General features: G+C 65.0%; 4 protein-coding genes. 1 reads left to right on the top strand and 3 read right to left on the bottom strand.

The window, feature by feature from the left end; genetic code table 11:
- Positions 1 to 79: 79 nt before the first annotated feature.
- The 3 genes from entF to fes are packed head-to-tail and all read right to left on the bottom strand — an operon-like array spanning position 80 to position 5,411.
- Complete coding sequence (entF, locus tag HMPREF9538_RS26560) at positions 80 to 3,961, bottom strand: enterobactin non-ribosomal peptide synthetase EntF (protein ID WP_032456962.1); 3,882 nt, start codon at positions 3,959 to 3,961, stop codon at positions 80 to 82.
- 10 nt (positions 3,962 to 3,971) lie between these two features.
- Positions 3,972 to 4,175 (bottom strand): MbtH family protein, encoded by a 204-nt coding sequence (locus tag HMPREF9538_RS26555; RefSeq protein WP_004178967.1) that lies wholly within the window; start codon positions 4,173 to 4,175, stop codon positions 3,972 to 3,974.
- A gap of 27 nt (positions 4,176 to 4,202) precedes the next feature.
- Positions 4,203 to 5,411: an enterochelin esterase gene (gene fes, locus HMPREF9538_RS26550; RefSeq protein WP_009483790.1), complete on the bottom strand. Its 1,209-nt coding sequence runs from the start codon at positions 5,409 to 5,411 to the stop codon at positions 4,203 to 4,205.
- A 259-nt stretch (positions 5,412 to 5,670) separates the two neighbouring features.
- Here fes and fepA point away from each other — a divergent pair, with 259 nt between their 5' ends.
- On the top strand, positions 5,671 to 7,899 hold the full coding sequence (fepA, locus tag HMPREF9538_RS26545; RefSeq protein ID WP_009483791.1) for a siderophore enterobactin receptor FepA: 2,229 nt from the start codon (positions 5,671 to 5,673) through the stop codon (positions 7,897 to 7,899).
- The last annotated feature ends 38 nt before the right edge of the window (positions 7,900 to 7,937 follow it).

Below are 7,937 nucleotides of genomic sequence, written 5' to 3' on the forward strand. Positions count from 1 at the left end.
CCCCCCCCCCCCCCCCCCCCCCCCCCCCTTGGGCACCCGGGCGGGGCGTGCGCTACCTGCTGTAGCCCGAACTCAACCGTTACCCCAGAATCTCCCTGACCACCGGACCGATGGCCTCAAAGGCCTGCGGGGAGATGATATCGACGTGGGCGCAGTTCTGGCTGAACACCTCCAGTTCCCCCACCCACGGGCCCCATACGACCTGCGGATCCATCCCCTCCTGCCGCGTCTTCTCCGCCACGAACAGCGTCGCCTTGCCGTCAAACTTCGCGCTGTGGGCAGTAGTTAACAGCCGCACCGCATCGGCATAGTTGCCTTCGATAGCGCTGAACAGCTCGCCGGAGGCTTGCCCCTGCTGGGCGGCGAGGAACGCTTCGCGCTCGCGGTCGATCTCCGCCAGTACCTCGGGATCCAGCCCGTTGGCCTCTTTCTCCGCCCAGTTTTGCGTCTCCGGCGGCCAGGTATCCAGCAGGCCGAGGAAGGCCACCGCTTCGCCGCGCTGGCGCAAGCGGGCGGCAATCCCCTGGGCTAAGGTGCCGCCCAGCGAATACCCGAACAGGTAATAAGGGCCGTGCGGCTGCTGCGCCAGCAGCGTGCGCAGATGATGCTCGCACACCTCGTCGAGGCTGGCGGCGCTGGCCATCGGCCCCTGCGGGCGCGGCGACTGAATACCGGTAATCGACCAGCGCGGGCTGAGATAGCGCGCCAGGACGCTGAACTGCCAGGCGAAGCCGGAGGCGGGATGGAAGCAGAACAGCGTCGGGCCGTCGCTCTCGCGCAGCGGCAGAAGCGTATCCAGCCCCAGGCGCTGGGCCTGCTCATCGCTGAGATCGGCGGCCAGCAGCGCGCTCAGTTTGCCCACCGTCGAGGCCACCATCACCTGCCCCGGGGTCACCTGCCGCGCCAGCTGGCGGCTGAGCTGTGCCGCCAGGCGCATCGCCAGCAGCGAATGGCCGCCAAGGGCGAAGAAATCGGCGTCGATATCGTTCACCTCGCAGCCCAGCAGCTGGCTGAAGGCGGCGGCGACAAGAGTTTCCATGCCGGGCTCCGGCGGCCGGCCGCTGCGCTCGCCGCCGAGGGTCGGCAGCGGCAGCGCTTTGCGGTCCAGTTTGCCGTTGGCGCTCAGCGGCAGCTCAGCGAGCTGCATCAGCACCACCGGCACCATATGCGGCGGCAGCTGTTCCGCCAGCCGCGCTTTCAGCGCCGCGGTATCCAGCGGCAGGCCGGAGTCAGAGACCAGATAGCCCACCAGCTGTCGGGCATCACCGCCGGTCGCCGCCGCCTGGTTGAAGACGCAGGCGTGACTCACCGCCTGCCCCACGTCCGGCAGGGCCGACATCACCCGATCAATCTCGCCAAGCTCGATGCGCTGCCCGCGGATCTTCAGCTGATCGTCGCTGCGGCCAAGGTACTCCACCGCGCCGTTCGCCAGCCAGCGCGCCACGTCGCCGGTGCGATACATCCGCTCGCCGGGGGCAAACGGGTCGGCGATAAAGCGGCTGGCGGTGAGATCCGGGCGCCCCAGATAGCCCTGCGCCAGCTGGATGCCGGTGAGATAAAGATCCCCCGCCCCCCCCGGCGGTACCGGGCGCATCGCGGCATCGAGAATGCGCAGCCCGGTGTTCCACACCGGCCAGCCAATCGGCACGCTGCTGCCGGTCACCGCCGCCAGCTCAGGGCCGCAGGCCGGATACCAGCTGACGTCCACCGCCGCCTCCGTCGGGCCGTACAGGTTATGCAGCGGCGCGCCGGTCAAGCGCTCCCACTCGCGGCACAATTCCGTCGGCAGCGCTTCGCCGCTGCAGAATACCCGCCGCAGCGTGCGGCAGGCAGCGACGCTGTCGGCATCCAGCGAGGCGACAAACGCCGCCAGCATCGACGGCACAAAGTGGGTGGTGGTCACGCCGTAGCGGGCGAAGAACTGCTGCATCGCCTGCGGGTCGCGGTGCGCCTCCGGCTCGGCCATCACCAGCTGCGCGCCGGCGATAAACGGCCACCAGAATTCCCACACCGACACGTCGAAACTGCACGGCGTTTTCTGCGCCACCACGTCGTCCGCAGATAACGGATAGCGATCCTGCATCCACAGCAGGCGGTTGACGATGGCGGTCTGGCCGACCATCACCCCTTTCGGCCGCCCGGTGGAGCCGGAGGTAAAGATGATGTAGGCGGTATGGTCTGGTTTTGACAGCGCCAGCGGCGCCTCATCCCCGGCGGCCAGCGGCTGCTGGTAGCAGAGGCTTTCCAGCCCGGGGATATCGCTGAAGCGGGCCAGTTGATCCTCCGTGGCGATCAGCAGCGACGGCCGGGCGTCTTCCAGCATCATCCGCAGGCGGTCGTCCGGGTAGCCGGTGTCCAGCGGCAGCCAGGCGGCCCCCGCTTCGACAATGCCGTGCAGCGCCAGGGTCAGGAACACCGAGCGCGGCAGGGCCACCGCCACGCTGTCGCCCGGCTTCACGCCGCGCTGACGCAGCAGCTGCGCGAGCGCCACCACCTGCTGACGCATCTCGCGATAGCTGAACTGCCAGCGGGCGTCCGCCAGCGCCGGCGCATCCGGGGTCTTCCGCGCCTGGTCGGCCACCAGCGCGCTGAGGGTGGTGGCAGGCAGCGGCACAGCGGTATCGTTGACCGCCGCCAGCCGGGCCAGCTCGTCGGCGGAGAGCATCTCTGCTTCGCCGCAGCGCAGCGCCGGATCGGCGGCGAACTGCGCCAGCAGCGCGGTCAGTCGCGCCATGTGGCGACGGAGCTCGGCTTCGTCGTACCGGGCCTTGTTGGCGAGGATCTCCAGCGACAGCCCGCCGGTCTCATCCGGGAACAGCGCCAGCTCGAGATCGTTGACCGGGCCGGTGGCGAGGGTGTGGGTCACTGCCTGCACACCATCGATATCCAGCTGGTAATCAAAGACTTTGACGTTCAGCACCGGGCCGAACAGCGGTTCGTCCCCTGCCGCTTTGCCGCTGTCGCGGACGATCTGCTCGGCGTCATAGCGCTGATGGCGGCGCATCTTTTTCAGCTGAGCGGCGAGGCGCATCGCCAGGTCCGCCAGCGTCTCCCGGGCGTCAATATGCACCGCCAGAGGCAGGACATTGAGCACCGGCCCCGTCGAGGTCAGCGCGGCTGAACCCATCCGGCGCATAAAGATAAAGCCCGCCGCGTAGTCCATCCGGTTGCACAGGCGGCCCAGCCACAGCGTGGTGAGCGCCAGCGCCAGGTCAGCGGGCTGACACTGCGGCGCATGGCTGGCCAGGCGGCGGAAGGCGTCGGCGTTCATCTCCAGCTTCATCCGCCAGATATCGCTCCCGGCGGCGCGCCCGCCCAGCGGCGCGGCAGAGAGTGAGGCAGGCGCCGGTAACGCCTGGCGCTGGGCCTGCCAGAAAGCTTTATCCCGCTGCCAGGCCTCGCTGCCGGCGTAGCGCTGGTACTCGTCCACCACCTCGGCGAAGGGGGTGAAAGGCGACTCAGGAGTGGCTTCCCCCCGCTGCCAGGCGCGATAAATGGCGGCGATCTGCCGGGTTATCGCCGGGAAGCTGAAGCCATCCACCAGCAAGTGGTGATAACGCTGATACCAGTACCAGCGGTCGTCGCCGACGCGCAGCAGTTGATGGCACACCAGCGGGTTGGCGCCGTCGACGCGCAGATCCTGCGCCAGATCCGCCTGCATCCGCTCCGTGGCGGCGCGATGCGGATCCGGCGCCGTCCGCAGGTCAATGATCGACGGTTCGCCAAAGGTGCGGTCGGCCGCCAGCCACTGCCAGACTTCCCCCTCCTCTTCCTCAAAGCGCAGGCTGAGGGTGTCCGCCTGCTGCAGACCGGCGACAATCGCTTTTCCCAGCAGCGTCGGGTCGAGGGCGCCGCGTAGTTCAACATAGTGGGCCACGCTCCAGGCGCCTGGCAGAGTGGAGAGGCGCTCGGCCATCCAGATCCCCGGCTGCGCGGCAACCAGCGGTAAACGAGTGGTCATTGTCAGCTCCTTATGACGCATGATGGGCGGGGGTCAGTGTCGACCAGTTGGCCGCCAGCCAGGCGTTGCAGGCCTCGGCCGACTGCGGGGGGCACACCACCGCCCAGCCGGCAGGCAGGTCGCAGTGCGCCGGCCACAGGCTGTACTGCTGCTGATCATTGCGCAGAATGTAAAACTGCCCTTGCGGATTGTCGAAGGGGTTACTGAATTGCATATCAAACTCCTGTCGTAAAACGCGATGCTAAGGGTGCGACAGCAGAGGCTGCCAGAGCTGGATAAGCCCTGCCGTCAGCCCGCCGCGCCAGCAAAGCGCATCATGCCCGCCGTCAACCTGACGCCAGAAAATCGTCTGCTGTGTTGTGGTGAGTTGCGCCAGTAGCGCCTGGTTCGCGCGAAAAATGATCGGTTCGCGTTGGCCCGCTTCCAGCCAGACGCGCAGCCCGGCCGCGGACACCTCACCCTGGCGAAGCTGTTCGCCGATAAAGCCCGTCCCGCGGCCATCACGGTGCGGCCACCAGTAGGAGCCTGACTGGCTGAGCACGCAGCCAAAGCGCTGCGGCCAGTTGAGAGCGGCGAACATCGCCGCCAGACCGCCGAAGCTTTGCCCGGCCACCACCGTCCGATCCGGGCGGTCGCTGAACGGGGCATAGCCGTGGACCAGCGGCAGGAGCTCCTCCTGCACCGCCAGCCAGAAATCGCGGTGACAGGGCAGCTCAACCCCGCGGCGCTGGTTGTCGATCGCGTCGATCAGCAGGTAGACCGCCGGTGGCAGTCTTCCCTCGCGGGTCAGGGCGGCCAGCGGCGACCACACCGGCATGCTTTCGGCCCAGAACTGGCCGTCGAGCAGGATCGCCAGCGGCCGCGTTTGCGGGTCGACGACCTCGCCGGTGGTGTAGATCCAGACCCGGCGATGGTTGCCCAGACGCGCGCTGCGCCACTCAAGGCAACGGGCGGCAGGATGCGCCTCATTAAGCGGGTCCCAGCCGGGCTGCGCGGGGGCCTGCGGCATCTCCAGGGCGGACACGCCATGGCCGCGTCCGCCCAGCCAGCTGTGCGGGTTCAGCGGATCGGCTATCGCCCGCGGCAGCAGTTTGCGCCAGCCTTCGCGTAGCAGCGCGCGGTCGGGCGCGTCAGCGCTGAACACCTCAGGGGAAAAATCATCGTCACGGTCGGAGGGAATAAAACAGTAGCTGCCGCGCCAGGTCGGCGACAGTGTAGTGCGCCAGAACCAGGCGTCGGTCCCGGGGAGACGTTGCAGCGATTGCGGTCGCGCATTCTGATGGTGGTCGGTCACGCCGGTGATATAGAGCCATACCCGACGATGGGGAGAGCGGGTTTCATCCCCCGCCGGGTCCCGCCACCAGAACGTTACCTCGATGGCGTCATCCACTGCGCGGCACTGCGGCCCCCGCAGGGTTTGCCACCACTCCTCGCTTCCTGTCCTTAACATTCTGTCATTAACCCTATGTATAGCGTGACTTTTTTAATTAATTGTCATTATTTATTGATAATATTATTGATAACTATTTGCATTTGCAATAGCGTATTAGCGCGCCGTGGGAAGCGCGTCTTTCATCAGAACATGTCAAATCGGGCTTATTCAGCCAGCGACGGAGTGCCTTTGCCCGCTTTTGGCAACATTTATGCCGCCTCCCCTCCCGGTGGGAAGGGGCGTTTGGGGAACGTGGCGACAAAAAGCAGGAATAACAATGAATAACAGGATCAAATCCCTGGCCTTGCTGGTCAATCTGGGAATTTACGGGGTTGCTTTTCCGTTAAGCGCAGCGGAAACCGCCACCGACGATAAAAACAGCGCCGCTGAAGAGACCATGGTGGTCACCGCCGCCGAGCAGAACCTGCAGGCGCCGGGCGTCTCCACCATCACCGCCGATGAGATCCGCAAACGCCCCCCGGCGCGCGACGTCTCGGAGATCATTCGCACCATGCCGGGGGTCAACCTGACCGGCAACTCCACCAGCGGCCAGCGCGGCAACAACCGCCAGATTGATATCCGCGGCATGGGTCCGGAAAATACCCTGATCCTGATCGACGGCAAGCCGGTCACCAGCCGCAACTCCGTGCGCCTTGGCTGGCGCGGCGAGCGCGACACCCGCGGCGATACCAGCTGGGTGCCGCCGGAGATGATCGAACGTATCGAAGTGATTCGCGGCCCGGCCGCCGCCCGCTACGGCAACGGCGCCGCCGGCGGCGTGGTGAATATCATCACCAAAAAAACCGGCGATGAGTGGCACGGCTCATGGAACACCTATATGAACGCCCCGGAGCACAAGGATGAAGGCTCCACCAAACGCACTAACTTCAGCCTCAGCGGCCCGCTGGGCGGCGATTTTAGCTTCCGCCTGTTCGGTAACCTCGACAAAACGCAGGCTGACGCCTGGGATATCAACCAGGGCCATCAGTCCGAGCGTACCGGGATCTATGCCGATACTCTGCCGGCCGGGCGCGAAGGGGTGAAAAACAAAAACATCGATGGTCTGGTGCGCTGGGAATTCGCTCCGATGCAGTCGCTGGAGTTTGAAGCCGGCTACAGCCGCCAGGGCAACCTCTACGCTGGCGACACCCAGAACACCAACACCAACGACCTGGTAAAAGAGAACTACGGTAAAGAGACCAACCGGCTGTACCGCAACACCTACTCGGTCACCTGGAACGGCGCCTGGGACAACGGGGTGACCACCAGCAACTGGGCGCAGTACGAGCGCACCCGCAACTCGCGCAAAGGCGAAGGCCTGGCCGGGGGCACCGAGGGGATCTTTAACAGTAATCAGTTCTCGGATATCGATCTGTCAGATGTGATGCTGCACAGTGAAGTCAGTATCCCGTTCGACTACCTGGTTAATCAGAACCTGACGCTGGGCAGCGAGTGGAATCAACAGCGGATGAAGGATAACGCGTCCAACACCCAGGCGCTGTCGGGAGGCGAAATTCCGGGTTACGACAGCACCGGCCGCAGCCCGTACTCGCAGGCGGAAATCTTCTCGCTGTTCGCCGAGAACAACATGGAGCTGACCGACACCACCATGCTGACTCCGGCGCTGCGTTTCGATCATCACAGCATTGTCGGCAATAACTGGAGCCCGTCCCTCAACCTGTCGCAGGGCCTGTGGGATGACTTCACGCTGAAGATGGGCATCGCCCGCGCCTATAAAGCGCCGAGCCTGTATCAGACCAACCCGAACTACATTCTCTACAGTAAAGGCCAGGGCTGCTACGCCAGTAAAGACGGCTGCTATCTGCAGGGTAATGACGACTTAAAAGCCGAGACCAGCATCAACAAAGAGATTGGCCTCGAGTTTAAACGCGACGGCTGGCTGGCGGGCGTCACCTGGTTCCGCAACGACTACCGCAACAAGATTGAAGCGGGCTATGCCCCGGTCTATCAAAACAATAAAGGTACCGATCTCTACCAGTGGGAAAACGTGCCGAAAGCGGTGGTGGAAGGTCTGGAGGGGACGTTGAACGTTCCGGTGAGCGAGACCGTCAACTGGACCAACAACATCACCTATATGCTGCAGAGTAAGAACAAAAAGACCGGCGATCGTCTGTCGATTATCCCGGAATACACGCTGAACTCTACGCTGAGCTGGCAGGTTCGCGATGACGTTTCGCTGCAGTCGACCTTCACCTGGTACGGCAAGCAGGAGCCGAAGAAGTACAACTACAAGGGTCAACCGGTCACCGGCAGCGAGAAGAACGAGGTTAGCCCCTACAGCATCCTCGGCCTGAGCGCGACCTGGGACGTCACCAAATACGTCAGTCTGACCGGCGGCGTGGATAACGTCTTCGATAAGCGCCACTGGCGCGCGGGCAACGCCCAGACCACCGGGGGCGCCACCGGCACGATGTACGGCGCCGGCGCCGAGACCTACAATGAATCGGGCCGCACCTGGTACCTGAGCGTCAACACCCACTTCTGATAGCGGGTTCTCCCTCCCCCCCCCCCCCCCCCCCCCCC

It is taken from the genome of Klebsiella sp. MS 92-3 (assembly GCF_000195655.1).
Classification (GTDB): Bacteria; Pseudomonadota; Gammaproteobacteria; order Enterobacterales; family Enterobacteriaceae; genus Klebsiella; species Klebsiella pneumoniae.

Excerpts from the sequence above, each read along its gene's own strand:
- entF (WP_032456962.1), bottom strand. The coding sequence starts at position 3,961 with ATGACCACTCGTTTACCGCTGGTTGCCGCGCAGCCGGGGATCTGGATG.
- HMPREF9538_RS26555 (WP_004178967.1), bottom strand. The coding sequence starts at position 4,175 with ATGCAATTCAGTAACCCCTTCGACAATCCGCAAGGGCAGTTTTACATT.
- fes (WP_009483790.1), bottom strand. The coding sequence starts at position 5,411 with ATGTTAAGGACAGGAAGCGAGGAGTGGTGGCAAACCCTGCGGGGGCCG.
- fepA (WP_009483791.1), top strand. The coding sequence starts at position 5,671 with ATGAATAACAGGATCAAATCCCTGGCCTTGCTGGTCAATCTGGGAATT.